At 71.9% G+C, this 26,360-nt stretch carries 21 protein-coding genes and 1 pseudogene; 13 read left to right on the top strand and 9 right to left on the bottom strand.

From position 1 onward, the window contains the following. Window positions 1-19 precede the first annotated feature (19 nt). Both ACWGIG_RS00190 and ACWGIG_RS00185 read right to left on the bottom strand, forming a co-directional pair. The gene (locus ACWGIG_RS00190; RefSeq protein ID WP_453319175.1) at window positions 20-739 is read right to left on the bottom strand and encodes an MBL fold metallo-hydrolase; all 720 of its coding nucleotides are present in this window, start codon (window positions 737-739) and stop codon (window positions 20-22) included. Window positions 740-834: 95 nt separating this feature from the next. Continuing rightward, window positions 835-1,773 carry an aminoglycoside phosphotransferase family protein gene (locus ACWGIG_RS00185; protein WP_453319174.1) on the bottom strand — a complete coding sequence of 313 codons (939 nt, stop codon included), beginning with the start codon at window positions 1,771-1,773 and terminating at the stop codon, window positions 835-837. Between the two features lie 141 nt (window positions 1,774-1,914). Here ACWGIG_RS00185 and ACWGIG_RS00180 point away from each other — a divergent pair, with 141 nt between their 5' ends. The 3 genes from ACWGIG_RS00180 to ACWGIG_RS00170 all read left to right on the top strand — a co-directional run bounded on the left by ACWGIG_RS00180 (window position 1,915) and on the right by ACWGIG_RS00170 (window position 5,069). Further along, on the top strand, window positions 1,915-3,456 hold the full coding sequence (locus ACWGIG_RS00180) for a CoA transferase (RefSeq protein WP_453319173.1): 1,542 nt from the start codon (window positions 1,915-1,917) through the stop codon (window positions 3,454-3,456). Window positions 3,457-3,629: 173 nt separating this feature from the next. Then, window positions 3,630-4,373, top strand: coding sequence for a 4'-phosphopantetheinyl transferase family protein (locus tag ACWGIG_RS00175; protein WP_453319172.1), 744 nt, complete (start codon window positions 3,630-3,632; stop codon window positions 4,371-4,373). Between the two features lie 78 nt (window positions 4,374-4,451). Beyond that, window positions 4,452-5,069, top strand: coding sequence for a hypothetical protein (locus ACWGIG_RS00170; RefSeq protein WP_453319171.1), 618 nt, complete (start codon window positions 4,452-4,454; stop codon window positions 5,067-5,069). 91 nt (window positions 5,070-5,160) lie between these two features. On the opposite strand, the gene ACWGIG_RS00165 is transcribed toward ACWGIG_RS00170, so the two are convergent. The 4 genes from ACWGIG_RS00165 to ACWGIG_RS00150 all read right to left on the bottom strand — a co-directional run bounded on the left by ACWGIG_RS00165 (window position 5,161) and on the right by ACWGIG_RS00150 (window position 9,232). Next, window positions 5,161-6,291: a sensor histidine kinase gene (locus ACWGIG_RS00165; protein WP_453319170.1), complete on the bottom strand. Its 1,131-nt coding sequence runs from the start codon at window positions 6,289-6,291 to the stop codon at window positions 5,161-5,163. Window positions 6,292-6,319: 28 nt separating this feature from the next. After that, the gene (locus ACWGIG_RS00160; RefSeq protein ID WP_453319169.1) at window positions 6,320-7,087 is read right to left on the bottom strand and encodes a response regulator transcription factor; all 768 of its coding nucleotides are present in this window, start codon (window positions 7,085-7,087) and stop codon (window positions 6,320-6,322) included. A gap of 196 nt (window positions 7,088-7,283) precedes the next feature. After that, window positions 7,284-7,949, bottom strand: coding sequence for a DNA alkylation repair protein (locus ACWGIG_RS00155; RefSeq protein WP_453319247.1), 666 nt, complete (start codon window positions 7,947-7,949; stop codon window positions 7,284-7,286). Window positions 7,950-8,113: 164 nt separating this feature from the next. Then, the gene (locus ACWGIG_RS00150; RefSeq protein WP_453319168.1) at window positions 8,114-9,232 is read right to left on the bottom strand and encodes a serine hydrolase domain-containing protein; all 1,119 of its coding nucleotides are present in this window, start codon (window positions 9,230-9,232) and stop codon (window positions 8,114-8,116) included. Window positions 9,233-9,500: 268 nt separating this feature from the next. Between ACWGIG_RS00150 and ACWGIG_RS00145 the strand changes: the two genes are divergently transcribed. Then, the gene (locus ACWGIG_RS00145; RefSeq protein ID WP_453319167.1) at window positions 9,501-10,151 is read left to right on the top strand and encodes a TetR/AcrR family transcriptional regulator; all 651 of its coding nucleotides are present in this window, start codon (window positions 9,501-9,503) and stop codon (window positions 10,149-10,151) included. 109 nt (window positions 10,152-10,260) lie between these two features. Here ACWGIG_RS00145 and ACWGIG_RS00140 read toward each other — a convergent pair whose 3' ends face one another. From ACWGIG_RS00140 to kdpB (ACWGIG_RS00130), 3 genes are all read right to left on the bottom strand, one after another. Beyond that, window positions 10,261-10,926 carry a GNAT family N-acetyltransferase gene (locus ACWGIG_RS00140; RefSeq protein WP_453319166.1) on the bottom strand — a complete coding sequence of 222 codons (666 nt, stop codon included), beginning with the start codon at window positions 10,924-10,926 and terminating at the stop codon, window positions 10,261-10,263. Between the two features lie 274 nt (window positions 10,927-11,200). Continuing rightward, the gene (locus tag ACWGIG_RS00135; RefSeq protein ID WP_453319165.1) at window positions 11,201-12,112 is read right to left on the bottom strand and encodes a GNAT family N-acetyltransferase; all 912 of its coding nucleotides are present in this window, start codon (window positions 12,110-12,112) and stop codon (window positions 11,201-11,203) included. A 140-nt stretch (window positions 12,113-12,252) separates the two neighbouring features. Next, the gene (kdpB, locus tag ACWGIG_RS00130; protein WP_453319164.1) at window positions 12,253-14,421 is read right to left on the bottom strand and encodes a potassium-transporting ATPase subunit KdpB; all 2,169 of its coding nucleotides are present in this window, start codon (window positions 14,419-14,421) and stop codon (window positions 12,253-12,255) included. A gap of 298 nt (window positions 14,422-14,719) precedes the next feature. On the opposite strand from kdpB (ACWGIG_RS00130), the gene ACWGIG_RS00125 reads away from it, so the two are divergent. The 9 genes and pseudogenes from ACWGIG_RS00125 to kdpB (ACWGIG_RS00085) all read left to right on the top strand — a co-directional run bounded on the left by ACWGIG_RS00125 (window position 14,720) and on the right by kdpB (ACWGIG_RS00085) (window position 26,353). Beyond that, entirely contained in the window at window positions 14,720-14,809 is a 90-nt protein-coding gene (locus ACWGIG_RS00125; RefSeq protein WP_453319163.1) for a potassium-transporting ATPase subunit F, read from the top strand. A gap of 335 nt (window positions 14,810-15,144) precedes the next feature. Further along, a pseudogene (locus ACWGIG_RS00120) lies at window positions 15,145-15,924 on the top strand (sensor histidine kinase); the annotation flags it as partial. A 311-nt stretch (window positions 15,925-16,235) separates the two neighbouring features. Further along, complete coding sequence (locus tag ACWGIG_RS00115; RefSeq protein ID WP_453319162.1) at window positions 16,236-16,733, top strand: maltokinase N-terminal cap-like domain-containing protein; 498 nt, start codon at window positions 16,236-16,238, stop codon at window positions 16,731-16,733. A 173-nt stretch (window positions 16,734-16,906) separates the two neighbouring features. After that, window positions 16,907-17,068 carry an SCO0268 family class II lanthipeptide gene (gene lanA / locus ACWGIG_RS00110; RefSeq protein ID WP_453319161.1) on the top strand — a complete coding sequence of 54 codons (162 nt, stop codon included), beginning with the start codon at window positions 16,907-16,909 and terminating at the stop codon, window positions 17,066-17,068. Window positions 17,069-17,290: 222 nt separating this feature from the next. Next, window positions 17,291-20,422 (top strand): lantibiotic dehydratase, encoded by a 3,132-nt coding sequence (locus ACWGIG_RS00105; RefSeq protein ID WP_453319246.1) that lies wholly within the window; start codon window positions 17,291-17,293, stop codon window positions 20,420-20,422. A gap of 23 nt (window positions 20,423-20,445) precedes the next feature. After that, window positions 20,446-21,777 carry a lanthionine synthetase C family protein gene (locus ACWGIG_RS00100; RefSeq protein WP_453319245.1) on the top strand — a complete coding sequence of 444 codons (1,332 nt, stop codon included), beginning with the start codon at window positions 20,446-20,448 and terminating at the stop codon, window positions 21,775-21,777. Between the two features lie 694 nt (window positions 21,778-22,471). Beyond that, entirely contained in the window at window positions 22,472-22,561 is a 90-nt protein-coding gene (gene kdpF / locus ACWGIG_RS00095) for a K(+)-transporting ATPase subunit F (protein ID WP_037647273.1), read from the top strand. A 7-nt stretch (window positions 22,562-22,568) separates the two neighbouring features. Continuing rightward, complete coding sequence (kdpA, locus tag ACWGIG_RS00090) at window positions 22,569-24,233, top strand: potassium-transporting ATPase subunit KdpA (RefSeq protein WP_453319160.1); 1,665 nt, start codon at window positions 22,569-22,571, stop codon at window positions 24,231-24,233. Next, on the top strand, window positions 24,230-26,353 hold the full coding sequence (gene kdpB, locus ACWGIG_RS00085; protein WP_453319159.1) for a potassium-transporting ATPase subunit KdpB: 2,124 nt from the start codon (window positions 24,230-24,232) through the stop codon (window positions 26,351-26,353). Before kdpA ends, kdpB (ACWGIG_RS00085) begins: the two co-directional genes overlap by 4 nt. Window positions 26,354-26,360 lie beyond the last annotated feature (7 nt).

The following is a 26,360-nucleotide window of genomic DNA, read 5'->3' as shown; positions in this document are numbered from 1 at the left end:
CAGTACCTCCCGCAGCGGCCTACGGCCAGTCCTTCTCCGGAGTCGCCGCCCGCAGCACCTGCCCCGCACCCTTCAGTACCGGCTCACCGTGCGGGACGCACAGGACGTCCACCTCCAGCGAGGCCAACCGCCGGAAGGAGGCTATGGCCTGTTCCCTGTCCACGTTGAACGGGCCGAGGATCGCCCGGCCCTCCGCGGTGGCGATGTTGTCGCCCGAGAAGAGCACCCCGCTGGAGGGAAGGTGCAGCGCGATGCTTCCCGGAGTGTGTCCCGGCACGTGCAGGACGTGGACGGGCTCGCCCCAGCCGTCGATGGTGTCCCCGTCGTGCAGCTCCACCTCCACCGGCACATGGCGCGGGGGCGGGATGTCGGCCTCGGCGAAACCCGCCATGACCTGCTCGTGCAGCACGCGTTCGGAAGCGGTGTACGTCGGCCGGGGTTCGGGGACCGTACCGCGGATGAACGGGGCGTCCACGGCTCCGGCCAGGACCCGGGCGCCGGTCGCCGCGACGAGATCCGCGGCAGAGCCCATGTGGTCCATGTGGGAGTGGGTCAGCACGATCTGCCGCAGGTCCTGCGGGGCGCCGCCGAGCCGGTCCAGGGCGGCGAGGACCGTGGGGGCGGACCCCGGTACAGCGGTGTCGATCAGAGCGTAGCCGTCCGGCAGGCGCACGAAGTGGACGTGCCCCACCGGGAAGGCCAACTGCCAGACGGTGGGGGCGACCTGAGTGAGTTCCATGCTGCGACGCTAACGAGTGACCGGCGAACGGCGAGACGATTCAGCTGCCGGCGATTATGCGCAGCGTGAACGGGGCCGGTCGCCCGCCCGCCCGTTCACCCCCGGGGCGCGAGCCCCGCGTCCACCAGTACTTCCCTGATGACGTGACGCGAGTTGGCCGCGAGCGCCGGGTTCGTGGTCCGGTAGTACGGGAGCTGAATGAGCGAGATGGACAACGCCCACGCCCGCCCGAGCTCCCACGTGGCGTCGTCCACCCGGAGAGCGGCACGGAACGCGGGCCTGGCATCGGCGGGCAGGAGGTTCCAGGCCGGGATCAGGTCGACGGTGGGACTGCCGACGCCCACGGTGCCGAAGTCGATGACGGCCGAGAGCCTGCCGTCGCGCAGGAGGATGTTGCCGGGCGAGAGGTCGCCGTGCACCCAGCGCGTCTCATCCGTGCCCGAACCCCCGGGAAGCGCGAGCGCCGACTCCCACACGGCGGTCACCGCGTCGACGTCCACGCCCTCCTCCGGAAGACCGCGCAACTCCTCGACGGCCCTGCGGGTCGCCGCGTCCCGGCCCGGCGCGGTGAGCGGCCCGCCCCGCCCGCAGACGGGTGCGCCCGGAGCGGGCGCGATCCGCCGGAGCGCCGTCACGAACTCGGCCAACTCCTTTGCCAGCAGGTCAGGTTCGGGTACGGATCCCACCTCCGGGTTGCTCCCCTCCAGCCACCGGTAGACCGACCAGGTCCAGGGGAAGCCCGCACCGGCCGCCCCCACCCCCACCGGTGCGGGAATCGGGACCGGGAGCCGGGCCCCCAGCTCGGGCAGCCACCGCTGCTCCCGCTCCACGTCGTCGACGGCCCTGGCGATCCGGGGCAGCCGCACGACCAGCTCCGACCCGAGCCGGAACATCGCGTTCTCCGTACCCGACGAAGCGACCGCCTCGACGGGAAGCCCGGCCCACTGCGGGAACTGGGCCTCGATCAGGCGTCGTACGAGCGGAACGTCGATGTCGGCCTCGTCGGCATGCATCTTGCTCTTGGCGGCACACATGGCCCTGATCATCCCTCTACCGGCCCCCTGGCGCGCGCGAATTTTCCGCAGCTCCTCGACCCTGCGGAGGCGATGGGACGGGGCGTGATAACTGGATCACATGCGGGCTCCGGCGGGGCCCGCATGTTGCATCCTGACGGGATGACGAACTCCGGCCCCGACCGCGCCCCCGGACCCGTCCGCGACGCCGCGACCGCCCACGCCTGGTCGGCGCTCGGCGGTCCGCCCGGGCTCGTCGAGAAGGTTTCGTACGTGCGGGACGCGGGCGACGTCCTGTCCGCCCGGTTGCCGGTGCGGGAGTTGGCGCGGGCATCGGTCGGCGTCTGCTCGCTGGCCGCCGCGGAACTGGCGGCGGCGCGGAGCGGCGGGGAGGTGCCCGCGGTACGGGTCTCCGAAGGGGCCGTCGCCACGGCGTTCCACAGCGAGCGGGTGCTGCGGATGGACGGGCGCGCCCCGGTCAACTTCGCACCGCTGTCCGGTTTCTGGCGTACCGCCGACGGGTGGGTGCGCACGCACGCCAACTACCCGCACCACCGGGCCCGGCTGCTCGCCGCACTGGGCATTCCGGATGGCGGATCCCGGGACGACCGGGCGCTCGCGGAGGTGCTGGCGGGGGAGTTGGCGAAGCGTTCCGCTCGGCAGGTGCAGGAGGCGGTGTACGCGGCGGGAGGGCTCGCGGTGGCGTTGGCGCCGGACGCCTCCGGGGAGGCGCGTCCGGAGGTGCCTCTGCGCGCAGGTGGGGAGGCGCGTCCGGAGGCACCCCCGCATGCAGCTCCCGACGTACCCCCGCATGCAGCTCCCGACGTACCCCCGCACGCAGCTCCCGACGTACCTCTGGTCGAGACGCGGCGCGCGGTCGGCGGTGGTGCCGGGCGGCTGGCGGAGGCGCAGCTTCCGGCCGAGGGGGTACGGGTCCTGGACCTGACCCGGGTCCTCGCGGGGCCGGTGGCCGCGCGGACCCTCGGGCTGCTCGGCGCGGACGTACTGCGTGTCGACGCGCCGCACCTGCCGGAGGACGCCGACACGTACGCCGACACCGGCATGGGCAAGCGTTCGACGCTGCTCGACCTTGCCGACGAAGCCGACCGGCACACCTTCGAGGTGCTGCTGGCCTCGGCCGACGTCGTCCTGTCCGGATACCGGCCCGGCGCGCTGGACCCCCTCGGGCTGGCCCCCGAGCAGCTGAGGGAACGCCGCCCCGGCCTGGTCGTCGCCCAGCTCTGCGCCTGGGGGTGGACCGGACCGTGGGCCGGGCGGCGCGGCTTCGACAGCCTCGTACAGGTGGGCACCGGCATCGCGGCGATCGAGTCCGAGGGAGCGGCGGAAGGCGACCGGCCGGGAGCCCTGCCCGCCCAGGCACTGGACCACAGCACCGGATACCTCATCGCGGCGGGCGTACTACGCGCCCTGACGGAGCGTCAAGCCACGGGATGCGGAACCCACTTGAGGTACTCGCTCGTCGGCACGGCGTCCTGGCTGGTGCACGGAGAGCTGCGGGCGGCGGTGGCCGAGCCCGTCGTGGGCGACGGTCGGTACGATCCCCGGCAGTGGACGGCCGCCGTCCCCGAATCGCCCTACGGCAGGCTCGAACACGCGCTTCCTCCGGTGAGTTACGAGGGGTCGCCGCGCAACTGGTCGCGTGTGGTGAGCAGGTGGGGCACGGACCGGCCGGAGTGGCTGTGAGCAGGGGCCAGAGAGCGTTCCCGCCCCTACCGGGAGGCTGTCGCCTCCGCCCCGGTGACCCAGTGACTCAGTGACTCAGTGACCTACGTGGGCCGAAGCGTGAAATGCTGCAGCTCCCGTCCCGATCACCCTGCGAGGCCCCGATGTCCGATCCTTCCTCAAGCTCTCTGAGCATGGGGTCCCCCACGAGAGACGCCTCGGTGCCCGGTGCGGCTCGTGTGCCGCGCACGCTGCTGCCCGGAGCCCTCGCGGGTGAGGTGTTCCCGCGACCCCAAGGGGCCCCGGACATCTGGCAGCTGAGTGCCCCCGAGTACTACGCGGAGGCGGGCGCCGCCGCGTGCGACCTCTTCGACTCCGCCGAGCAGAAGCGTCACGCGGCCTTCCGCAGGGACGTCGACCGGGAGCGCTACGCCGCCGCCCACATCGGCCTCCGCCGCCTGCTCGGCGCATACCTCGGCGAGGACCCGGCCGCGGTCGTCCTGGGCCGCGAGACCTGCCCCCTCTGCCCGGAGCCCCACGGGCGTCCCTGTGTCCCCGGATCGGACCTCCACTTCTCGCTCTCGCACAGCGGTGACCTGGTCCTCTTCGCCTTCGGCCCGACTCCGGTCGGGATCGACGTCGAACTCCTTCCCGACGCCGCCCAGGCGGACGAGGTCGCCACCACCCTGCACCCGCGAGAGCGCGCCGAACTGACCGCCCTCGACGCGGACGACACCGCCCGGCAGGCCGCGTTCGGCCGCTGCTGGTGCCGGAAGGAGGCGTACCTGAAGGGGACCGGGACGGGGATCGCCGTACCGCTCGACGGGACGTACGTCGGTACCGGTCTGCGGCCGGGCGACATCCCCGGCTGGCGGCTGACGGACGTCTCCGTGCGGCAGGGGTACGGCGCCGCGGTGGCGTACGCGGACGGCGAGTAGCGCTCGCACCTGTCCGTGGAACGCGTGGACCCAGTGAACCCAGTGAACCCAGTGAACCCAGTGGACCCGGTGAACCCGGTGGAACGCGTGAATGCCGTGGTGGACGCCTTCACCCTCCTCCGGCGGGCCGCCCGCCTCCTGCCGGACGAGGCGGCCGTGTCCGCGAGCGGCGTCACGGCCGGGGACGTGCACGGGGAGCTCGACTGCCGGGAGTGGGAGCTGGCGCTGTACCTCCTCGTCGAGCTGGGGGACGGCCGGGCGGTGTCCGTACCCGTGGCCTTCTGGGAGCTTCTCGCCGAGGCCGCGCGCCAGATGATGCTCGACCGCAGCAGCCGCTGGTGCGGGTGGCGGGCGCGGGAGACCGAGCACGGTGTCTTCCGCGCGACGCTGACGCTGCTGACGCCCGAAGAGGGCGGAACCCGCCGGAGTGCCTTCGCCGGAGACGGCCGGCTCACTCCCGTGTGGGACATCGGCCTCCGTACCGCCGACGGCGCGCGGTCCACGAGCATCGCCAGACTGTGGGTGGAATCGGCGGAGACCCTCGGCCCGGGCGAGACCGCCGCCGTACGGCTGGCGCCCCTCACCCCCGAGCACTGGACACACCTCGCACGCGGCGACGTGATCACCATGCACGAGGGCGGGCCGACCGTCGGCACGGCCACGGTGACCGAGGTCTCGCGCCCCGTACCCGGGTAGTCGCGTACGGCGCTACGCCGCTACTTCGGCCGCTTCACTCCCGTACTCCCGAAGCTGCCAGGGCCTCTGGGACTTCTGGGACCCCCGGGCCTCACCGAGCTGGGCCACACGGACTGTCCGACGCCGGCAGGGTGACTTCGAAGCGGCAGCCGCCGGTCACGTTGTGGACCTCCGCCCGGCCCGAGTGCGCCTCGACGATGCCCCGCACGATGGCCAGGCCGAGCCCCGCGCCGGCCGGAGGGGTCCGGGCCGCCGTGCCGCGCCAGCCGGTGTCGAAGACCCGGGGCAGGTCCTCCGGCGGGATGCCGCCACAGCCGTCGGTGACGGAGAGGACCACGGTGTCGGCGAGGCGTTCGGCGGCGACGGCCACGGTGCCGTCGGCGGGAGTGTGGCGGATCGCGTTGACCAGGAGGTTGGCCAGCACCCTGGTCATCTCCTTGCCGTCCACCTCGACCGGGACGGCCTCGACCCGGTCCCCGACCAGGTGCACCCCGTGCTCCCTGGCGAGCGGGTCCGCACCTTCGAGCACCTCCCCGACCAGGTCGTACACCGAGATGCGGGCCCGTACCAGGGCGAGCGCCCCGGCATGGATGCGGGAGAGCTCGAACAGGTCGCCGACCATCGCGTTGAGCCGGTCCACCTCGGTGCGGATCTGCCGGTGGTAGCGGGCCGTGTCCGCTACGACCCCGTCCTCCAGCGCTTCCGACATGGCGCGCAGTCCGGCCAGCGGGGTGCGCAGGTCGTGCGAGATCCAGGCGACCAGCTCGCGCCTGGACGCCTCCAGGGCGCGTTCGCGCTGCCGGGACGCGGCCAGGCGCTCACCGGTGGCGGCCAGTTCCGCGCTCAGCGCGGCCAGTTCGGCGGGAGCGGGGCCCGGCGGGGCGACGAATGTACCGCCGTTTCCGAACTCCCTTGCGGCAAGGGCGAGTCGGCGGGTGTGTACGACGAGCCGGCGGCCGAGCAGGAGGGCGGTGGGAAGGGACACCACCGCCGTCATCGCGACGACCAGGGTGACCACGGAGAGGTCGTGGGCGGACAGGAACATCGCCTGGGCGACGGCCAGGGTCCCGGCGAGCATCGCGGTGACCGCGACGGCGGCGACGACGGTGAGCGAGACGGCGATCGACCGGCGCCGCAGCAGATGCAGGACGAGCGCGCCGAGCAGCCCGGCCCCGGCGGCGCCGAGGAAGGCGTAGAGGGCGATGAGCAGGATGTCGTCCACGGGTGTCAGTCCTCGGGAAGCGGGTCGGTCAGGCCTCGGGAAGCGGATCGAGCTCAGGCGGCGGATCGAGCTCGGGAAGCGGGTCGAAGCGGTATCCGGCGCCCCAGACGGTCTGGATGAGCCGGGGCCTGGCCGGATCGTCCTCCACCTTGCTCCGCAGCCGCCGCACGTGGACGGTGACCGTGGAGAGGTCGCCGAACTCCCACCCCCACACCTCCTGCATCAACTGTTCCCGGCCGCACACCTGCCCCGGGTGCCGGAGGAAGTGGACGAGCAGGTCGAACTCCCGGAGAGTGAGGGCGAGTTCGCGGCCGTCCTTGGCGGCTCGGCGGGCCACCGGGTCCACCTCCAGGCCCGAGACCCGCAGCGGCGGCCCGGGCGTCGGCGCGTGGGCGGCCCGGCGCAGCACCGACTCGACCCGGAGCACCAGCTCCCGCGGGCTGAACGGCTTGGTGACGTAGTCGTCCGCGCCGACCTCCAGGCCGAGGATGCGCTCCTCCTCGCCGCTGCGCGCGGTCAGCATGATCACCGGAACGGGCCCGCGGGCCCGCAGCCGCCGGCAGACCTGGAGACCGTCCATGCCGGGCAGCATCAGGTCGAGGACGACCAGGTCGGGCCAGTGCCGCTCGGCCGCCCCGAGCGCGCCCGGGCCGTCGTCGGCCCGGTCCACCGTGAAACCCGCCCGTTCCAGGTAGCCCGTGACCACCTCGGCCACCGTCGGGTCGTCGTCCACGACCAGGACCCTCCGCGCGTGCTGCCGGTGCTCCTGCCTGTGCTCCTGCCTGTGCTCCTGCATGTCCTCAGCCTCGCACCCGGCCCCGCCGTGCGGTGCCCGCGCACCCGGGTACGGGGCCGACGTCCGCGTTTCGTAAGGTCTCGGAGCCCCGATCGCCCGCCAGGGGAGCCTGGCCGCCGCACGCCAGGGCCGGAAACCTCCCGGCGCGGCGGACACCCGCTCCGGACGGCGGCGCGGGCGGCGTTGAACAGCCTTCTCAGGCCCGTGCCCCGTGGTCCTGCCGGCGTACGATCTCGGCGATCCAGGCGGGCGCGAACGGGGACGTGCAGCCCGGGGGAGTCGGGTAGTCCTTGAGCACCTGTAGCCGCTCACCGATGTCGACGGCACGCGCGCGGAGGTCGGCGTGCTCGATTCCGATCTGGGCCAGGCAGTGGTTCATCGCCCACTGCAGACGGTCCGGGGCGTCCTTCAGTTCCGCCTCGATGACGTCGAGCAGTCCCGGGAGGTCGAGGCCCTCGGGCTTCTTCGCCACGCGTTCGGTGGTCAGCGCCCAGCCCGCGCTCGCGACCACCGGATCCGGATCGGCGAACCAGGCCAGGCGCAGCTCTTCCGCGTGCGGGTTCTTCTTCACCACGTAGTTCACGAGCCAGTCGTGCACCTTGGGGGTGCGCGCCCGGCGCAGCATGACGTCCAACTCGTCCCGCCCGTACGCCTTCGGGCGGCAGATCAGGATCGCCAGCAGCTTCGCCGCGGTGTCGTCCGTCGCCCAGAGCTCGCGCGCGAGATCCGGCTGCGTCTTCAGCCGCTTCGCGAGCGCGCGCAGCTTGGTGAGGTTCACCCCGTGATCGTCACCGTGCTTCTCGTTCACCGCACGTGCCCTCGGGTCGTCGAGCCCGGCCAACTCGGCCATCACCTCGGCCATCACCTCGGCCGTCACCTCGGCCGTCGTCGTCTCGGCCACTTGGGTCTCCTGTCCCTCACCTGCGGGTTTCCGGCCGTGTCCAGCCTACGTCGGGGCCCGGCCCGGGAGGGGTGACGCGGCGCCGGGCCGATTACCGCGTCACCGCGTGAGGAGGCCCGGCCCGGTCAGCCGTACATCGCCGCCTCGTGGAGCGCCGCGAGCGCCCCGTCGATGGGGTGGGGCTGCGGCCTGCCCGATGCGTCGAGCCTGTTCCACCTCTGGAGGTTCATCGCCACGGACATCTGCCGCCTGCCGTCGGCGCGGATCATGGAGAGTGTGCCGGAGCCCCAGGTGGTGCCGCCGTGGCCCCAGAAGGTGCGCTTCCCGGGCGTCCTCATCGGGTACAGGCCGAGGCCGTAGTCGATCGTCGTGAGCTCCTGGGAGACGACCGGGACGGTGCGCTGCATCTGTTCCAGCGGCGACGGGTCGACGATCTTGCCGGCCAGCAGCAGGGCGTAGAAGCGGTTGACGTCCGCGACGGTCGATATCAGCGAGGCCGAGGGGCCGCAGTAGGACATGTCGTACACGCTGTAGTCGCGCGGCGGGTCGATCATGCCGAACCACGACTCGTACATCCGCGAGTGCGGTCCTTCGATGTGCGGCCCGGAGGGGAATCGGGTGTCCTGGAGCCCCGCGCGCTCGATGACGTTCTCGGTGATGCACCGCTCGGCCGCGACGCCGGTCACCTCTTGCAGGAGTTCGGCCAGGAGCAGGTAGTTGGTGTTGGAGTACAGCCCCAACGGGCCGCCCGGGGTGCCGACGGCGGGTGCGGTGACCCCCATCCCGATCAGTTCGGTGCGGTCGAACCGGGTGAACCGGTGGTCGTCCATGCTCTGCGGCGTGGTGTCCGCGAGGACGGGGAACGGCCTGAAGGAGGGATAGGCGTACGGGAGGTACTCGGCGAGGCCGCTCGTGTGGTTGATCAGCATCCGTACCGTGATCGCCTCCCCGCGTTCTCCGGGAACCAGCTTCGGGAGGTACCGGCCGATCGGTGCGTCGAGGCCGATCCGACCGCTCTCGGCCTGCTGAAGCACCGCTGCTGCGGTGAAGGTCTTGGTGACGCTGCCGATGCGGTGGCGCATGTCGGCGGTGACGGGGCGGCCGGTGTCGACGTCGGCGACCCCGGCGGCGCCGCGCCAGACCTGGTCGCCGTCACGCACCTCGGCGAACAGTCCCGGCACCCCGGCGCGGTGGACGTTCTCCAGGGCGGCGGTCAGCTTCGCGGGATTCAGCGGGTTCCTCATGGCATGCGTCCTTTCGCAGGTCCCGGGCGGGCGCCGCACGTCGGCAGCCGTCCGACCCGGGTGACAGGGCATGAACAGGGCGCCGTACGACCGCAGTTGGGCCCTCGGCGTGCTCCTTTCCTCATTATGCACGCGGTGCGTGCAACACCAAGCGCATTGGCGGGTGCAGGTGTGGGTGCATTCTCAGGTGCATGAGTGGGCGCATGCCCAAGTGAACGGCCGGGTGCGTGAGTTAGGGTGACCCGACGAGAGGGACAGGGGAGACGGAATGACAGGCAGAAGGCGCTGGTCGACCGAGGAGATCCTGGACGCGGCAGCGGAGTTGCTGCGCACGGGCGACGCCGATTCGTTCAGCGTGCGCAAGCTGGCGGCGGTGCTCGGCACCGATTCCTCCAGCCTCTACCGGCACTTCCGCAGCAAGACGGAACTGCTGCGCGCGGTCGCCGACCGGGTCCTCCTGACCGCCATGGACGGCTACCGTCCCGAGGGCGACTGGAAGCAGCGCATCACGGCCCTGGCCCTGTGCGTACGGGAGGCCTTCGGCCGGCACCCCGAACTCGCCACGACCTGGGGGCGATACGCATCGGGCGGCACCGGTTCACGGCTGGTCGTGGAGGAGACGCTGCAGGCGCTGCGCGCGTCGGGGCTGCCCGACGCGGAGATCCCGGTGCACTACCACCGGATCGCGGTACTCATCGCCGCGTTGGTCGCCTCGGAGGCCGGGGTCGGCGCTCTGGCCCCCGACGAGTACGAACAGGGCATGGAGCTGTTCCGCGTCACGGTGCTCGGCGCCGACCCCGAGCGCTTCCCTGCGCTGGCCCACTTCGCCCGCGACGTCCGCCCCCTGGGAGTCGACCGGCAGGCCGCTTTCGAGGAGCTCCTCGCCGCTCAACTCGCCCACATCGAGGCCACGTTCTGACCGATCCCTCGGATGATCCGGGCGGTACGGGGCGGCGCGGAGCGGCTCGGGGTGGCACGGAGCGGCTCGGGGTGGTTCAGGGCGGCTCCGAGGGGCGCGGGCGGCGGGTTCACCCGCGGGTGTCGGCCCCCGGCCTCGGGTCCGTGGCCAGGCGGGCGTGGAGGTGTTCGTCGTGGTACTCGCCGTCGCCGAAGCGGTACGAGGCACGGAGGGTGCCCTCGGCGGGGAAGTCGCAGCGCTGGGCGACCCGGCAGGAGGCCTCGTTCTCGACGGCGTGGGCGAGTTCGAGACGGCGAACGGCGGCGGTACGGAAGGCCCAGTCGGTGGCGGCGACGGCGGCCCGGGTGGCCAGGCCCCGGCCGCGGGCGGCGGGGAGCAGCCAGTAGCCGATCATCGCGAGGCCGTCCGAGCGGTCGGTCCAGCGGACGGTGAGGGCGCCGAGGAACGTGAGGTCGGCGTCGTCGCCGTCCGTGCTGTTCGTGCCGCCGTCGAGGAGGGCGAAGGTGGCGAGGGTGCCTGCGGACCAGGCTTTGGCACGGGTTTCGAGCCACTTGGCGGCGGATTCGAGGTCGGCCGTGGGGAGCGGGTTCCAGAGGGCTATCTGCGGATCCGCCGCAGCGGCGATCAGCCCGTCGAGCAGGGCCGGGGATTCGAGGTCCTGGAGGCTCCACGGGCGCAGGCGTGCGTCACCGAGGCCGAGCGTGGTGGGAACGAAGGTACGTGGGTCGGCTGCGACGGGCGCTACGGCGGACGCGGCAGGCGTGGAGGTGCTCATGGAGCCCCTTTCTAGCGGGAGTTCGGAACTCGGCGCCAGTGAATTTCCGGCTGAGGCCCTGTTCAGGGCGCGCGGCGGACCGGTGCTCCCAGGGGTTTGCCCGTACGGGGCAGTCCGATGTGGTGGTGAAGTCACCGTGCAGCCGCCATTGGGAAACTCGGTCACTTCAGTCCCTTCGGTCCGGACCTCGACCGGCGAGGGTCCGGGCCCGGTCGTCGTCCTCGACGAAGAACGGGGCGACACGGGCCGTCATGACCGCCGCGTCGTGGAGGCGTCAGAGGAACCGGCCGCTCGGCAGGTACGGGGCCGGGGGCTCCATACCGCGCAGGGCCAGGTAGCCCTCCTGGCCGAGGTCGAGGCGGGCGGCGAGGCCGACGTCCACTGCCCAGTGGTTGGCGGCGGTGATGGCGTAGGTGACGAGGGTGCGGTCCTGGGTGAGGGGTGCCGAGGCCAGTGTCTCCCAGAGCAACTTCTGGGCCGTGGACGGGTGTTGGGCGGACAGGAGGTGGGCTCGGCCGTTTGTCTCCGTGTAGACGTACCCCCGCCGTCCGTTCTCCTCGGTGGAGACGACCAGCCGCATGGTCTCCTGCATGTGGAGGTGGTCGGTGCCGCGGCCGGCCCCGCGTACCTCCCGGTCCACGCGGTCCATCCACTCGATGTCGTCGGCCCCGCCCTCCCGCAGCCCGGTGATTGCGGGGAGCGTCGTGCGGTCGACCGTTCCTGACAGGCTCATCAGAGGTTGCAACGCGAACCCCGCCTGCCAGTAGCGGCGGGTCGCCCCGGGGTGCACGGTCGAGATGAAGATGCCCCGACGGTCGCCGGCGTGGGCCAGTACGGCGTCCATCAGGCGTTTTCCGATGCCCTTGCCCTGGAGGCCGGGCAGCACGCCGTACGTCAGCAGGAACCACAGGTCCTCGCGGTTCTGTGAGAGGGCGAAGCCGACGACCCGTTCCTCGGCCGGGCCGTCCACCGCCACCCAGCAGCCCTCCGGGTCCGTGGTGAGGAAGTGGCTCATCCGGTCGATCCACCCGGCGGACTCCGCCGCCGAACGAGGCTGCGGTTCGGGATCGTTGACCCTCCTGCTGCTCCGGTCGCCCTCCAGGAACGTCACCGCCGACGCGCGCTCCGCCGACGGGAGGTCGCTCTGCCGCATCAGCCTTACCCGTACCGAATCCGTGGGCTCCATGGGACGAACGTAACCCTGCATGCCCGTCGGGGGCACGCGGGTTTTCTCGCGGGCGGTTTGGCGGTCCGGCGGTTTGGCGGTCCGGCCGGTCCGGCGGGTTCGGCGGTCCGGCGGGTCCGGCGGTCCGGCGGCCCTCCGTCTCAGCCCAGCCCCGGTATCTGCGAGACCAGCAGGTCGATGAGCTTGATGCCGACGAAGGGGAGGACCAGGCCGCCGAGCCCGTAGATCGTCAGGTTGCGGCGCAGCAGGTCGTGTGCGGAGGCAGGGGTGTAGCGCACTCCGCGCAGGGCGAGGGGGATCAGGGCCACGATGATCAGGGCGTTGAAGATGATCGCCGAGGCGATGGCCGAGGTGGGGCTGTGCAGGCCCATGATGTTGAGCGCGTCGAGGCCCGGATAGGCCGAGGTGAACATCGCGGGGATGATCGCGAAGTACTTCGCCACGTCGTTCGTGATGGAGAAGGTCGTCAATGCGCCCCGGGTGATGAGGAGTTGCTTGCCGATCTCGACGATCTCGATGAGCTTGGTGGGGTTGGAGTCGAGGTCCACCATGTTCCCGGCCTCCTTGGCGGCCGAGGTGCCGGTGTTCATGGCCACACCCACGTCCGCCTGGGCCAGCGCCGGCGCGTCGTTCGTACCGTCGCCGGTCATCGCGACGAGCTTGCCGCCCGCCTGCTCGCGCTTGATGAGCGCCATCTTGTCCTCGGGCGTCGCCTCGGCCAGGAAGTCGTCGACCCCGGCCTCCTCGGCGATCGCGCGGGCCGTCAGCGGGTTGTCGCCCGTGATCATCACGGTACGGATTCCCATCCGGCGGAGCTGGGCGAAGCGCTCCCTGATGCCGTCCTTGACGACGTCCTTGAGGTGGACGATGCCGAGGATCCGGGGGCCGTGCGTGTCGAGCACCGCCACCAGGAGCGGGGTGCCGCCGCTCGCCGCGACGGCCTGCGACCACTGGAGCGCTTCGGCCGGGACCGTACCCCCGTACATCCGTACCCACTCCACGACCTGCGCGGACGCGCCCTTGCGGATCGAGCAGGCGGCGCCGTCCGGCCGGCGGATGTCGATGCCGCTCATCCGGGTCTGCGCGCTGAAGCCGACGAACCGTACGCTGCCCAGCTCGCCGTCGGCGGGCTCGCGGAGCCCGTACCGCTGCTTGGCCAGCACGACGACGGAGCGGCCCTCCGGGGTCTCGTCCGAGAGCGAGGCCAACTGTGCGGCGTCGGCGATGCCCGGTTCGGTGACGCCGGGCATCGGGATGAAGGCGGTGGCCTCGCGGTTGCCGAGGGTGATGGTGCCGGTCTTGTCGAGGAGGAGCGTGTCGACGTCGCCCGCCGCCTCGACCGCGCGGCCCGACATGGCCATCACGTTCCGCTGGACCAGGCGGTCCATGCCCGCGATGCCGATCGCGGAGAGCAGCGCGCCGATGGTGGTGGGGATGAGCGTCACGAGGAGTGCGACGAGGACGGTGGTGGACTGGGCGGCGCCCGCGTAACCGGCCATCGGGGCGAGCGCGACGACCACCAGCACGAAGGTGAGGGTGAGGGCGGCGAGGAGGATGTTGAGGGCGATCTCGTTCGGGGTCTTCTGCCGGGACGCGCCCTCGACCAGGGAGATCATCCGGTCCAGGAAGGAGTGCCCGGGGCGGGAGGTGACGCGGACGACGATGCGGTCGGAAAGGACCTTCGTACCGCCGGTGACCCCTGAGCGGTCGCCGCCCGACTCCCTTATGACGGGGGCGGATTCACCGGTGACGGCCGACTCGTCGACCGCCGCGACGCCGTCGACCACGTCGCCGTCCGCCGGGATCGTCCCGCCCGCGCGGACCACCACGAAGTCGAAGAGCTGGAGCTCGGTCGCGGCGACCTCTTCGGTCTCGGCACGGTCGAGGTCGGTGCCGTACGTCCAGTGCCGCAGCCGCACCGCCACCGCGTCCGTACGGGCCTTGCGCAGCGATTCGGCCTGCGCCTTGCCCCGCCCCTCGGCGACCGCCTCGGCCAACTGCGCGAAGATCACGGTGAGCCAGAGCCAGACGCTGATCACCCAGGCGAACACGGACGGGTGGATCAGCGCCGAGAGGGTGGTGAGGACCGACCCGACGCCGACGACGAAGAGGACCGGATTCTTCAGGAGGGTGCGCGGATGCAGCTTGCGCAGCGCTTCGGGGAACGCCTTCAGCAGCTGTACGGGGTCCAGGAACCCGGCTCGCCGGGCGCGCCCGTGTGACGGGGTGGGAACGGGGGCGGGTGCGCGGGGCGGGGTCCTCGGGGCGGGAGGGGTTCGCGGAGTTTTCGGGGGAGCGGCGGGAAGCATCGCGGGGGAGACCTTCTGGGGGATGGAGGCATGACCCGGCCGTACGCGACGGCAGAGCAACGGGGAGCGGGAGCTGGCGGCCCACAGGGAACTTAGGGTTCCGGTGGCGGGGAATCGCCCTGTGGAGCGCGGAATTGGCACGTCCCATACGGCGGCCGACCTGCCGTGCCAGGGAAACGTAGGGATACGACGGTACGGCGTCAGAACCGCGTCAAGACCCTCGCTCCTCCCCGTACAACTGGTCCCACGATGGGCGGGTGGACCAAGTGGCCACCGTCACAGGGAAGTTGGGGAGATCATGACCGTGGAGCACATCGTCGGGACCCTCGTCGCCGTCGCCCTGGTGGGCTACCTGCTCGCCGCCCGCATCAACTCGGACAGGTTCTGAACACCGAGGGCGCGGGGGCGCTGAGGGATCAGCAGGGCCGGCAACCGGGCCGGCGGCTGGGCCGGCATCCGCAACCGGGTCGGCGGCTGGACCGGCGGGCGCGGGGCAGGCTCAAGGTCTGTCTGCACCGCGCGCTCACCACGCTCACCGTGTTCGCCGCGCACATCGTCGCCACCGTCGAACGGGACCGCCCGGCAGAGGCCGCCGCCGCGCCCGAACCGATACGCGCGGTCGAACCGATACGCGCGGTCGAGCCGATGCACGCGGTCGAGCCGGTGCACGCGGTCGAGCCGATACGTGCGGTCGAGCCGATGCACACGGTCGCGCCGGTGCGCACCGCCGAGCCGCTACGTGCCGCCGACAAGATGCGCACCGCGCTCCTCGCCGCCGTCAGCCACGACCTCCGGACCCCGCTCGCCATCGGCTGGGCGGCCATCGGCTCGCTGCGCAGCCCCGACGTCGAATTCACCCGCGAGGAACAGGACGAGCTCCTCGCCACCGCCGACGAGTCCATGGCCCGGCTCGGCCGCCTCATCGACAACCTCCTCGACATGAGCAGGCTCCAGGCCGGCGCCCTCACCCCCGCCCTGCGGCCCACCGCCTTCGAGGAGGTCCTGCCCGCCGCCCTGGGCGGGCTGCCGCCGGACGCGCCGCAGATCGTGGTCGCCCACCTGGAAACCGCGCCGACGGTGCTCAGCGACCCGCCACTTCTGGAGCGTGTGATCGCCAACCTGATCAGCAACGCCGTACGCCACTCCCCGCCCGACCGGCCCGTCCGTCTCTCCGCGAGCACCCTCGGCGACCGGGTGGAACTGCGCGTCACGGACCGGGGACCCGGGCTGCCCCCGGAGGGCAGGGACCGCGTCTTCGTCCCCTTCCAGCGCCTCGGCGACACCGACAACACCGTAGGAGTGGGCCTCGGCCTCGCCCTCGCGCGCGGACTCACCGAGGCCATGGGCGGCACCCTCACCCCGGAGGACACCCCGGGCGGCGGCCTCACCATGGTGGTGTCACTGCCGGGCGTGGGCGCAGGCGCAGGAACTGGGGCCGAGGCTGGAGGCGAGGCCGATACGGCCTCCCTGCGGCCTTCGTGCGTCCTCCGTACGTACCCCTGACGCCTCTACCGGCGGCGCAGAGACCCGGGCCCGCAACGAGTGGACCAGTCACCGGCCGGCGACAGCCGCACTCCACCGGCCCGCACGACGACGAAGCTGCCGCCTTCGAAGGCGACTCGATCACCGGCAGCCAGGAAGAGCGGGCTCGCCCACTCGAAGGCGTGGAGACGTTCACCGGACTTGGCCAGAATCAGCGCCTGGCTCGACGGCCCTCCCACAGCGCCCGCTGCAGGAAGTTGTTCGGAGGAACCGGGTCGCGGAGTGGTCACACGTCACAACGGCTCACGTCCGGCACGGTGGGCCTGGAGTTCATGGTGGTCACGGACACGTCCGGGGAGCGCCCGGTCGCTTACCACGTCCCGGTCACCTATCGCGGCGCGCCGCTCGAAGGGGCCGCCGAGCAGGCCCTCGTCGGCATGACGGAGCACGGGGTGCTGGGCAGGCGCTGGGTGTACGACGGCACCCAGGACCCGGTTCTCGTCGCCCAGTTGCTGGCGCTCCTCCAGGGCCGCGCCGAGCCGCAGCAGCAGAGCGCCAGTGACACCCCGGACCCGACCGTCACGGTTCGCACCACGGGCCTCGCGCTGCCCCGGGGGCTCGTCCCCGGTGAGGCGCACGAGGAAACGCACGCCACGACCGTCGCCGTGAGCACCGGCGAGGCGTCCGGTCCGCTGACCCTGTCGGTGACGCGCGTACTGGGCACGGCGGTGCCGGACGGGACCCGGGCCCATGTCACCGCGCCCTGGGCGTCCCCGGACGGCACGCAGCGGGAGGGCGTGTTCGCCGCGCTCCGCCCTTCCGGCGTCTGAGGACGCCCGGGGCGCGTACCGCTGGCCGAATATCGTTGTCTGATTTTCGACTCCCGAACCGATGGGACAGTCGGTGACTATGTGGCGAACGGGGCTCGTGAGGGTCCTGTGGTGCTGGAGCTCTGTGTGGCACCACCACCTCCGTGTGGCACAACTACCTTAGGGAGTACGCCTTGCGCATCGAATTCGCTCTTCAGGAGACCCAGGACTCGGCCGACCTCGACCTGGACCTGCGCATCTCGGATGTGGCCGACGGAGCCGACGAGTTCGGACAGGGGACGTGGACCTCGCCGAGCAGCTTCGCGATCGGCACCCGCTGTCCCGTCTGCTGCTGACCCTGGCCGCGGTACCCGACAGCACCTGACGATGAAGACGCGGGGCGGACGACTTCTCGTCCGCCCCGCGTTCGCGTGGACCCGGTGGGAACCCCGGCCGGACGCGGGACCGGCACGGGCGGCGAGCAAGGCGAGGCGGACGACGTGGAAACTCCTACGAACCAGCGCGAGCGTGCGGCTCAGACCGGTGCCGGACCGGGCAACGGCCTCCCCCTCTTCGAGGTGTGCGAGCCCGTCGTGGTCCGTCGCGCCGGGACCCCGCGCACCCGTCCCGTACCTCCGGTCGACCCCGCCGACCCCCTCCCCGGCCTGCGCTCCCTGGCCGCCGACCCGTACCTGCGCGGTGCCGTCGACGTCGCCAGCGGCAGCCTCTCCGCGGTGCTCCGGCAACTCGACGGCGAAGGCGGCGAGGCCCTCAGCCGCAAGCACGCCCTCGGTGCCGCCCGCGCGCTCTCCCGGTACGCCCGCCGGGCCGGTGGCAGGCCCACCCCCTTCGGGCTCTTCGCCGGGGTCTCTGCCGCCCGCTTCGGGGACGCCGCCAAGGCCGAGACCGGCGGGCCCGGCCGGGTCGCGGTGCGGCTCGACGGGGACTGGCTGCACCGGCGCGTTCAGGACTGGTTGAAAAATCCGCAGGTCAGGTCCCAGGCAGAGGTCGTCCTCAGTGACCTGTGCGTGCTGCGCGACGGCCGGCTGACCCTGCACACCGGCGAACGCGAGACGTCCGTACGGGACAACCGCGCCGTCGCCCGGGTACGCGAGGCCGCCGCCCGCCCCGTCGGCTACCGTGCGCTCCTCGACGTACTCACCGAGGAGAACCCCGGCACCGACCCGGCCCGTCTGGACGGCCTCCTCGCGGGCCTCGTGCAGCACGGGTTCCTGCTCACCTCCCTCACCCCGCACCGCATCGACGACGCCTTCCTCGACCGTCTCGGTACGGTCCTCGACGCGGCGGAGCCCGACGCCGCGCACGGGCTGCGCGCGGTCCGCGAGGCCGCCGCCGCGCACGAACGGGACCGTCCGGGAGAGGGACGCGAGTCCTGGCGGGCACTGCTGGAGAGCGTCCGGGAACTGGGCGCCGCCGGCGCCGGCGACGCACGCGACAGGCCTCCTGTGCAGGCCGACCTGTTGTACGAGGACGACCTCGTCCTCCCGCACTCCGTCGCCGACGACGTCCGCCGGTACGCCTCGGCGATCTGGGCCATGACCCCCGAGTGGGCCACCCTGGAACACATGCGGGACTACCGCGACCGCTTCATCGAGCGGTACGGAACCGCATCCGCCGTCCCCCTCGGCGAACTCCTCGACCCGCACCGCGGGCTCGGCCTGCCGCCCGAGTACCAGCCCGGCGGCGCTCCCGCCCACGCTGTCATCGGGCCCGGCGCCGACGCGGACCGGCCCCGCCGTGCGGCCGTCGCCGAACTCGTCCACCAGGCGATCCTCGACGGCGGCGACGTCGAACTCGCCGACGACGACGTGCGCCGCCTCGCCCGGCTCGCCGACCACGACCCGCAGGCGCTGCCGCCGCGCTCCCTCGAACTCTGCTTCCAGGTCCTCGCCGACTCCACCGCCGCGCTCGACCGGGGCGACTACACCCTGTTGGGCAGCCCGCACATCGGCTCCTGGCAGGCGGGCGCGACGGCCGGCCGTTTCGCGGCGGCCGCCGGACTCACCGACCCGCTCCGCGCGCTCGTCGGCGAGGGCCAACAGGACTTCATCGTGGCCCAGTTGGAGGTCCGCCCGCGCAACGCCCGCTCCCTCAACCTCGTCCAGGTGCCCCGGCTCGCCCCGTACCGCATCCCCGTCGGCGTGCCCGACGACCGGGGCGACGCGCACTGCCTGGACTGGCGGACCCTCCTGGTCGCGGCGGGCGACGACGGGCTGCGCCTCCTGGACCCCGCCACCGGCCGTCCCGTCGTCCCCGTGGTCCCGCACATGCTCGCCCTCGACCGCGAGGCCCCGCCCGTCGCCCGCTTCATCGCCGACCTCGGCAACGCGCGCCGCCGGGTGTGGTCGGGCTGGGACTGGGCAGGCCTGGACGTCCTGCCGTACCTGCCCCGCGTCCGGTACGGGCGCGTCCTCACCTCGCCGCGCCGCTGGCTCACCGGGGACCGGCTCAAGGAGGCAGCCAGGGGCGGCGGCGTGGGCCCGTGGGAGAGCGGCCTCGACGCCTGGCGCACCCGCAACCGGGTGCCCGCCCGCCTCCAGCTCGCCCGCAACGACCAGATGTTCCCCCTGGACCTCGACCAGGACTGGGACCGCCTCCTCCTGCGCACCGAACTGGCCCGCCCCGACGCCCGCTTCGTCCTCTTCGAGGACATCACGGCGGACGGCGCGGGGCTCGGCTGGGTGGACGGACACAGCACCGAGGTCGTCATTCCGCTCGTACGAGGACGGGGACGCCCCGCACCCACCGCACCCGTCCCTCTCCGTACCGCCCCCACCCGCATCCAACTCCCCGGCGAGGACTGGCTGTTCGCCAAGCTGTACACCGAGCCCGGGACCATGGACGCCCTGCTCGCCGGACGCCTTCCGGCGCTCCTCGCCGAGATCGAGGACGACGTCGACCGGTGGTTCTTCCTGCGCTACCGCGACCCGCAGCCCCACCTGCGGCTGCGCCTGCACGGCGACCCCCTCACCCTGTACGGCAAGGTCCTGCCCGTGCTCGCCCGGCACGTCCGCGCGATGACCGCCTCCGGCGTCGTGCGCACCCTCCAACTGGACACCTACCGGCCCGAATCCGACCGCTACGGCGGCGAGGCGCTCCAGGCCGCCGCCGAGGGCGTGTTCCTCACCGACAGCCGGGCGGCGGTGTTCCAGGCCCGGGCCCGGCAGGCGGGCGCGGCCAAGGTCCCGGACGAGGTGCTGGCGGCGGTGGGGCACGCGATGCTGCTGGAGTCGCTGGGGGAGTGGGACTGGTGCGGGTGGGTGGACGGCATGTTCACCAAGGGACCCGAGCACGCCTCGTACCAGCAACATCGCTCCCTGGCAGATGAGTTGATACGTCCCGGGGGGCTCGCCGTGCACGCGGCGAATGCGCTCGGGGTGCCCACGCTGGGCGAGCTGTGGACGCGGTCGCCCGAGCCGCGCGCGTACGGGGACCTGCTCCTCGCGCCGACGACCCCGCAGGCCGACCGCGACGAGGCGCTGCGCTCGCTGCTGCACCTGCACCACAACCGGTCCTTCGGCATCGACCCGAAGGGCGAGGCCAAGGGGTACGCGGTCCTGCGCGGCGCGGTCCGCACGCTGCGGGGCCGCAGGGCGCACGACACCAGGCGCGGGGCGCCGACGTCGGATCCCGCGCCGGGCCGCACCCGCACCACCGGGCCCGACGCCCCCGAGAGGACGACCACGTGAACCTGCCTGCGTCAGCCACCACCATGTCCGTCGACCGCACGGCCCTGCACGCCCGCGCAGCCCGGGCCTCCGACCGGATCCTGGAACGCCTCGCCGACCCGGAGACCACCGCCGCCGCCACCCGCATCCCGCCCGAAGCGGCCGACGACGGGCTGCCGGAGGCGGTGTGGGCCGAACTGTCACTCGGCAGCGGAAGCCCCGGGGTGGCCATGGCGTTCAGCGGTTCGGCCCGGCCCACCCCGGAGAAGACCCGCGCCGCCCACCGGTACCTCGGCGTTGCCACCCGCGCCGCCGGTACCGGCGCACATCCGGCGTCCGGGGTATTCAAGGGGCCCGGCGCGCTCGCCTTCGCCGTGCTCCTCGCCCACCGTGCCACCGGCGGATACGTGAGCGTCCTGCGGCAGCTCGACGACTTCCAGCGGCAGGTCGTCCGCACCGCACTGCCCGCCGTGCCCGACGACGCGCCCGTCCCCACCATGGGCCACTTCGAAGTGGTCCGCGGCGCGACGGGCCTGGGCCGCTACCTGCTGGCGCGCGCCGACACATGCGGGGAGGAACTCGACACCGTACTGCGCTACCTGACCGAGCTCGCCGTCAGGGACGACGTACCGCACCAAGAACACCACGTCCCCCGGTGGTGGGCGCTGGACGCCCCGCGCGTCGGCCAGGAGCAGGACTTTCCGTACGGTCACCTCAACCTCGGCCTCTCGCACGGCATCGCGGGCCCGCTCGCGCTGCTCTCGCTGGCGTGGCAGCAGGGCGTTCGCGTGCCGCGCCAGCAGGAGGCCGTCGAGCGGACGGCGGCGCTGCTGCTGCGCTGGCGGCAGCGCGACGCCTACGGCACGTACTGGCCCGCCCACCTCGACCTCGACGAGTACGCGGCCGGTCCCGACGCCCTGGCGGCGAAGGCGGGCTGGCCCTCCTGGTGCTACGGGACGCCCGGCGTCTCGCGCGCCCTGCAGCTCGCCGGGCGGGCGCTGGGCCGTGCCGACTGGACGGCGGCGGCGACGGACTCGCTGGCCCGGCTGCTGGTGCGGCCGATGGACGAGTGGGGCGTCAACGACCATGCCCTGTGCCACGGTTGGGGCGGCGCGCTGCATCTGCTGGGGCTGCTCAACGAGGACGCGGCGGACCCCCGGATCGAGTCCCTGCGCGACGCCATCGCTGAGCGCCTCGTCGACGCCTACGACGAGGAGGCGCCCTTCGGGTACCGCTTCACGATGACGAAGGTGCCGTACGCGACGGACATGTCGGGCTACCTGGACGGTGCGGCGGGACTCTCGCTGGCCCTCGACGCCTACGCGTCGGGCGGCGCGTCGCACCTGGGGTGGGACATGCCGCTGCTGCTGTCCTGAACCCGCGAGGTGGCCGCCCGAAGGGGCGGCGCGGTCCCTTCTCGGCGAACCCCGGGAACACGGCGGGCTGCGCGGTACGCGGGCAGCGTCGGGACCGGCTGCCTGAGGCACCGCCCGAGTGCGCGTTCGGCAAGACGCGGGCGTGCCGGGACGCGCAGGTGAACAGCTGCGCAGAGGTGGCGACCAACCGGCCGAAGGCCGTGGCCGTACGCTCCACCATGCGGCGCCGTACGCTCCTCACCCCCTGGAAGGGTGCCCCCGCGGCCGAGTGCCCCCGCTGTTCGGCGGATTGCCCCACCGACCCGGAATCCGGGTTGCCGTGGTGTGCCGCGTGCGGGCAGTTCTCCGGGCTGGGTGAGGCCCGGGTGCAGGGGGCCGGAACGGCAGCGTGAGCGGCCCTCGCGGGTCTTGCCGGGGAGGGGCTCCGGATCCCCCGTTCCGTGATCTCCCCGTACGAGACGCGTAAAGAGCGGCACTGCGCGCGTCAGGGGGGCGTTAACGCAGGTCAAAAGGGGGCGGGGAGGGGCTTCTCTTCTCTCGGGACGTACGGCTCGGCCGAACGGCCCGGGTCGTGAGACCCGCCTCCACCCACCCACTGCATTCAGGAGCTCGCGATGGCCGATCTGGCCTTCGTCGTCACCACACTCGCGGTTTTCGCGCTGGTGGCACTCGTCGCCAAGGGGGTGACGAAGCTGTGACTGCCGAGAACATCGTCGGCCTGATCGTGGCCGTCTCCCTGCTGGGCTATCTGATCCTCGCCCTTGTGTACCCGGAGAGGTTCTGAGCCCGACATGTCTCCTGTCCTTGCCGGAGTGCTCCAGCTCCTCGCACTCGTCGCCGCGCTCGCGCTGGCGTACCGCCCCCTCGGCGACTACATGGCCGGTGTCTACTCCTCGCCCAAGCACCTGCGGGCCGAGAAGTGGATCTACAAGGCGATAGGCGCCAATCCCAGCACCGAGATGCGGTGGCCCGCCTATCTGCGCGGCGTCCTCGGCTTCTCGCTGGTGAGCGTCCTCTTCCTCTACCTGATGCAGCGGGTGCAGGGCAGCCTGCCCGGCTCGCTCGGCTTCTCCTCGATCGACCCGGACCAGGCGTTCAACACCGCCGCGTCCTTCGTCGCGAACACCAACTGGCAGTCGTACTCGGGCGAACAGGCCATGGGCCACGTCGTCCAGACCGGCGGCCTCGCGGTGCAGAACTTCGTGTCAGCGGCCGTCGGCATGGCCGTCGCCGCCGCACTGGTACGGGGCTTCGCACGCTCCCGCACCGGTGAACTCGGCAACTTCTGGGCCGACCTGGTGCGCGGCACCGTCCGCATCCTGCTCCCGATCTCCGTCATCGGCGCGCTCGTGCTCGTCGCCTGCGGCGCCATTCAGAACTTCTCCGGCATCCATGAGGTCGGGCAGTTCACGGGCGGTACGCAGCAGTGGAACGGCGGCGCGGTCGCCTCGCAGGAAGTCATCAAGGAGCTGGGCACCAACGGCGGCGGTTACTTCAACGCCAACTCCGCCCACCCCTTCGAGAACCCCAACGCGCTCTCGAACCTCTTCGAGGTCTTCCTCATCCTGGTCATCCCGTTCGCACTGACCCGCACCTTCGGCAAGATGGTCGGCTCGGTCAAGCAGGGCTACGCGATCCTCGCCACCATGGCGACGATCTGGCTCGGCTTCACCGCACTGATGATGTGGACCGAGTCCGCCCACCACGGCCCGGCGTTCGACCTGGCCGGCGGCGCGATGGAGGGCAAGGAGAACCGCTTCGGCATCGGCGGCTCGGCGATCTTCTCGGTCGCCACGACGCTGACCTCGACCGGCGCGGTCAACTCCTTCCACTCCTCCAACACCGGACTCGGCGGCGGCATCAACCTCCTGGGCATGCAGCTCGGCGAGATCGCGCCCGGCGGCGTCGGTTCCGGACTGTACGGAATGCTCGTCATGGCGATCATCGCGGTGTTCATCGCCGGTCTGATGGTCGGCCGTACGCCGGAGTACCTGGGCAAGAAGATCGGCACCCGGCAGATCAAGTTCGCCGCCTGCTACATCCTCGTCACCCCGGCACTGGTGCTCTGCTTCACCGCCGCCGCGATGGCCCTGCCGACGCCCGGCGACTCGATGCTGAACTCAGGGGCGCACGGCTTCTCCGAGATCCTGTACGCCTACACCTCGGGCGCCAACAACAACGGCTCCGCCTTCGGCGGGCTGAGCGCGGACACCGAGTGGTTCAACAGCACGATCGGCATCGCGATGCTGCTCGGCCGCTTCCTGCCGATGGTGTTCGTACTGGCCCTGGCCGGTTCGCTGGCCGAGCAGACCCCCGTACCGGAGACGGCGGGCACGCTGCGTACGCAGAAGCCGCTGTTCACCGGACTGCTGGTCGGCACGATCATGATCATCACCGGTCTCACCTACTTCCCCGCGCTCGCGCTGGGACCGCTTGCCGAAGGGCTCGCATCATGAGCACACCTACTGCGACCACCGGGACCCGTGCACCGCACCCGGACGTGCCCACCGGGCACAAGCCCGACAACGGCAGCGGCGGTCAGGGCCGGGTCGGCGGCGGCCTTTTCGACCCCAAGCAGCTCCTCAAGTCCTTCCCGGACGCGATGCGCAAGCTGGACCCCCGGGTGATGATCAAGTCCCCGGTGATGTTCGTGGTCGAGATCGGGTCGGTACTGACCACGGTCTTCGCGATCCTGAATCCGGGCGACTGGTTCGGCTGGGCGATCACCGCCTGGCTGTGGCTCACGACGATCTTCGCCAATCTGGCGGAGGCGGTCGCCGAGGGCCGCGGCAAGGCGCAGGCCGAGACCCTGCGCAAGGCCAAGACGGACACCGTCGCACGTCGCGTCATCGGCAGCAACGAGGAGCGGGTGCCCGGCACGGACCTCCGCATCGGCGACCTCGTGGTCTGTGAAGCGGGGGACATCATCCCCGGCGACGGTGACGTGGTGGAAGGCGTCGCCTCGGTCGACGAGTCCGCCATCACCGGCGAATCCGCCCCCGTGATCCGGGAGTCGGGCGGCGACCGGTGCGCGGTCACCGGCGGTACGAAGGTCCTCTCGGACCGCATCGTCATCAAGATCACGACGAAGCCCGGCGAGACCTTCATCGACCGGATGATCAACCTGGTCGAGGGCGCGGCCCGGCAGAAGACCCCGAACGAGATCGCCCTCAACATCCTGCTGGCGTCCCTCACCATCGTCTTCCTGCTGGCCGTCGTCACCCTCCAGCCGTTCGCCACGTACGCCGGCGCCGAGCAGTCGATGATCGTGCTCGTCGCGCTCCTCGTCTGCCTGATCCCGACGACGATCGGCGCACTCCTCTCCGCGATCGGCATCGCGGGCATGGACCGCCTCGTCCAGCGCAACGTACTGGCCATGTCGGGGCGGGCGGTCGAGGCCGCCGGTGACGTGTCCACGCTCCTCCTCGACAAGACCGGCACCATCACGCTGGGCAACCGGCAGGCCGCCGAGTTCCTTCCGGTACGAGGCGTGACCGAGGCCGAACTGGCCGACGCCGCCCAGCTGTCGTCGCTCGCCGACGAGACCCCCGAGGGCCGCTCCATCGTCGTACTGGCGAAGGAGAAGTACGGACTGCGCGAGCGCCACCAGGGCGAGCTGGCCGGAGCGGAGTGGGTGGCCTTCACGGCCCAGACCCGGATGTCGGGTGTGGACGTGGACGGGCGCAAGGTGCGTAAGGGTGCGACCGGATCGGTCGTGGCCTGGGTGAAGGAGCAGGGCGGCAGTGTCTCGGAAGACGCCCAGGAGCTCAACGACCGGATTTCCCAGGCTGGTGGCACGCCGCTCCTGGTGGCTCTGGAAGACGCTGACGGCGCACGGGTCCTGGGTGTCATCCACCTCAAGGACGTCGTCAAGGAAGGCATGCGGGAGCGGTTCGACGAGCTCCGCCGGATGGGCATCAAAACGGTCATGATCACGGGTGACAACCCGCTGACCGCCAAGGCCATCGCCGAGGAGGCCGGGGTCGACGACTTCCTGGCCGAGGCGACGCCCGAGGACAAGATGGCGCTCATCAAGCGCGAGCAGGCGGGCGGCAAGCTCGTCGCGATGACCGGCGACGGTACGAACGACGCACCGGCGCTGGCCCAGGCCGATGTCGGCGTCGCGATGAACACCGGCACCTCGGCCGCCAAGGAGGCCGGGAACATGGTGGACCTCGACTCCAACCCCACCAAACTCATCGAGATCGTCGAGATCGGCAAGCAACTCCTCATCACCCGGGGCGCATTGACGACCTTCTCCATCGCCAACGACGTGGCGAAGTACTTCGCGATCATCCCCGCGATGTTCGCGGTGGTCTACCCGGGCCTCGACAAGCTCAACATCATGGGCCTGCACAGCCCGCAGTCCGCGATCCTCGCCGCCGTCATCTTCAACGCGCTGATCATCATCGCGCTCGTACCGCTCGCCCTGAAGGGCGTCCGGTACCGGCCGATGAGCGCCGACAGGATGCTCCGCCGCAACCTGGGGATCTACGGAATCGGCGGCCTCATCGCCCCGTTCATCGGCATCAAGATCATCGACCTGCTCCTCTCCCTCATTCCCGGAATCGGCTGATCACGTC

Source organism: Streptomyces sp. NPDC054863 (genome assembly GCF_053610825.1).
This window is presented reverse-complemented; position numbering and strand designations above follow the sequence as displayed.

What these genes read in the sequence shown, in the direction of transcription:
- ACWGIG_RS00140 (WP_453319166.1), bottom strand. Translation starts at nt 10,926, where the DNA reads ATGAGCACCTCCACGCCTGCCGCGTCCGCCGTAGCGCCCGTCGCAGCC.
- ACWGIG_RS00185 (WP_453319174.1), bottom strand. Translation starts at nt 1,773, where the DNA reads ATGTGTGCCGCCAAGAGCAAGATGCATGCCGACGAGGCCGACATCGAC.
- ACWGIG_RS00145 (WP_453319167.1), top strand. Translation starts at nt 9,501, where the DNA reads ATGACAGGCAGAAGGCGCTGGTCGACCGAGGAGATCCTGGACGCGGCA.
- ACWGIG_RS00115 (WP_453319162.1), top strand. Translation starts at nt 16,236, where the DNA reads ATGGTGGTCACGGACACGTCCGGGGAGCGCCCGGTCGCTTACCACGTC.
- ACWGIG_RS00160 (WP_453319169.1), bottom strand. Translation starts at nt 7,087, where the DNA reads ATGCAGGAGCACAGGCAGGAGCACAGGCAGGAGCACCGGCAGCACGCG.
- kdpB (WP_453319164.1), bottom strand. Translation starts at nt 14,421, where the DNA reads ATGCTTCCCGCCGCTCCCCCGAAAACTCCGCGAACCCCTCCCGCCCCG.
- ACWGIG_RS00135 (WP_453319165.1), bottom strand. Translation starts at nt 12,112, where the DNA reads ATGGAGCCCACGGATTCGGTACGGGTAAGGCTGATGCGGCAGAGCGAC.
- ACWGIG_RS00190 (WP_453319175.1), bottom strand. Translation starts at nt 739, where the DNA reads ATGGAACTCACTCAGGTCGCCCCCACCGTCTGGCAGTTGGCCTTCCCG.
- ACWGIG_RS00175 (WP_453319172.1), top strand. Translation starts at nt 3,630, where the DNA reads ATGGGGTCCCCCACGAGAGACGCCTCGGTGCCCGGTGCGGCTCGTGTG.
- ACWGIG_RS00125 (WP_453319163.1), top strand. Translation starts at nt 14,720, where the DNA reads ATGACCGTGGAGCACATCGTCGGGACCCTCGTCGCCGTCGCCCTGGTG.
- kdpA (WP_453319160.1), top strand. Translation starts at nt 22,569, where the DNA reads ATGTCTCCTGTCCTTGCCGGAGTGCTCCAGCTCCTCGCACTCGTCGCC.
- ACWGIG_RS00150 (WP_453319168.1), bottom strand. Translation starts at nt 9,232, where the DNA reads ATGAGGAACCCGCTGAATCCCGCGAAGCTGACCGCCGCCCTGGAGAAC.
- ACWGIG_RS00180 (WP_453319173.1), top strand. Translation starts at nt 1,915, where the DNA reads ATGACGAACTCCGGCCCCGACCGCGCCCCCGGACCCGTCCGCGACGCC.
- ACWGIG_RS00100 (WP_453319245.1), top strand. Translation starts at nt 20,446, where the DNA reads ATGTCCGTCGACCGCACGGCCCTGCACGCCCGCGCAGCCCGGGCCTCC.
- ACWGIG_RS00155 (WP_453319247.1), bottom strand. Translation starts at nt 7,949, where the DNA reads ATGGCCGAGGTGATGGCCGAGTTGGCCGGGCTCGACGACCCGAGGGCA.
- kdpB (WP_453319159.1), top strand. Translation starts at nt 24,230, where the DNA reads ATGAGCACACCTACTGCGACCACCGGGACCCGTGCACCGCACCCGGAC.